Below are 1,755 nucleotides of genomic sequence, written 5' to 3'. Positions count from 1 at the left end.
GAACTGGTGGAAGGCCGGCGAGCTGCCGTCGTTCCATGGCTGGATCGTCGCGCCGACCGCTGCTCGCGGCAAGCCCCCGCTTGGGGGGCCGCAAGCGCGGGGGCACCGCGGGTTTGCTATTTGCCCAGCACGCCCAACTGCTTGTTGATCAGCCACTGCTGCGCGATCGACAGGATGTTGTTCGTCAGCCAGTACAGCACCAAGCCGGCCGGAAAGAAGAAGAACATCACCGAGAACACCAGCGGCATGATCCACATCATCTTGGCCTGCACCGGATCCGGCGGCGTCGGGTTCAGCCAGGTCTGCAGCAGGCTTGACAGCGTCATCAGCAGCGGCAGGATGAAGTACGGATCCTTGGCCGACAGGTCGGTGATCCAGCCGATCCACGGCGCATTGCGCATCTCCACCGTCGACAGCAGCACCCAGTACAGCGCGATGAAGAACGGCATCTGCGCAATGATGGGCAGGCAGCCGCCGATCGGGTTGACCTTCTCCTCGCGGTAGATGCGCATCATCTCCTGCTGCATCTGCTGCGGCTTGTCCTTCAGGCGCTCGCGCAGTTCCATCACCTTCGGGTTGATGGCCTTCATCTTGGCCATCGAGCGGTAGGCGCTGGCGTTGAGCCAGTAGAACGCGATCTTCAGCAGCACGACCAGCGAGATGATGGACCAGCCCCAGTTGCCGATCAGCTTGTGCAGCTGGGTCAGCACCCAGAACAGCGGCTCGGACAGCACCTTGAAGTAGCCGTAGTCCTTCACCAGCTCGAGGCCGGGGGCGAGCTCGGCGAGCTTGTGCTCTTCCTGCGGGCCGACGAACAGCTGCGCATCGAAGGTCTTGGTGGCGTTCGGCGCGATGTCGCCCAGCGGCACCGTCATGCCGACCTGGTAGACGTGCGCCGGGCCGCCGGTGACGTCGTTCGTCACGTCGGCCTTGCCGGTGAAGTACTCGCGCGGTTGCTTGGCGTCGGGCTTGTCGATCAGCCAGGCCGAGGTGAAGTAGTGCTGCACCATCGCGACCCAGCCGGTCTCGGCCGTCGTCACGTGGTCGGGCGTCTCCTTCGGCCCGCGCTTCTCGATGCTCTTGAAGTCGACCTTGGTGAAGTGCTTGGTCTCGTCGTAGATCGCCGGGCCGGTGAACGTGGAATAGAAGCTCGAGCCGCCGGTGCCGTCGTTGCCGTCGCGCACCAGTTGCAGGTACAGCCGCGCGTTGACGGGCGCACCCGACGCGTTGGTGACCTCGTTGTGCACGGCGATCACGTAGTCGCCGCGCTTGAAGGTGTAGGTCTTGACGAGCTTGACGCCGTTGACCACCGGCGATTCGAAGCGCACCACCAGCTCGTTGCTGCCGTCCTTCAGCTTGCGCTCGCCGGGCACCAGGCTCATCACCGTCAGGTGGTTCGGCAGGCCGCTGCCGCCCGCCGCGGGGATCAGGCCGCTTTGCGCCACGTACAGGCGCTGCGCCGATTCATCGAGCACGACGACGTTCTTCTTCTCGAACTGCTCGTCATGGCGCGGCGCGAGGCCGACCAGCTCCTGCACCTTCTGCCACAGGTCCTTCTGCAGCTGCTCGTGCTGCGTCAGCAGCTCGACGCGCACCAGCGTGCCACCCTTGCTGTCGAGCGTGGCCTTCACCAGGTCGGTCTGGATCTCGACCCGCTCGGCCAGCACCGCCGAAGCCGCTGGCGCAGCGGGCACGGCCGCCGTGGTCGGCGCGACCGAGCCCGGGGCCGACGGCACGCCGGCCGGGGCGCTGCCG

Annotated in this window: 1 protein-coding gene; it reads right to left on the bottom strand. The window is 66.0% G+C overall.

The genetic code is table 11. The annotated features are described in order from the left end of the window. Positions 1-116 precede the first annotated feature (116 nt). Positions 117-1,755 (bottom strand): membrane protein insertase YidC (yidC, locus tag AC1D01_RS33250; RefSeq protein WP_477873741.1); only part of this gene is annotated, 1,639 nt, incomplete at its 5' end.

It is taken from the genome of Rhizobacter sp. P3_B12 (assembly GCF_056402895.1).
Note: the sequence above shows the minus strand (reverse complement) of the source record. Positions and strands in the feature narration are given on the sequence as shown.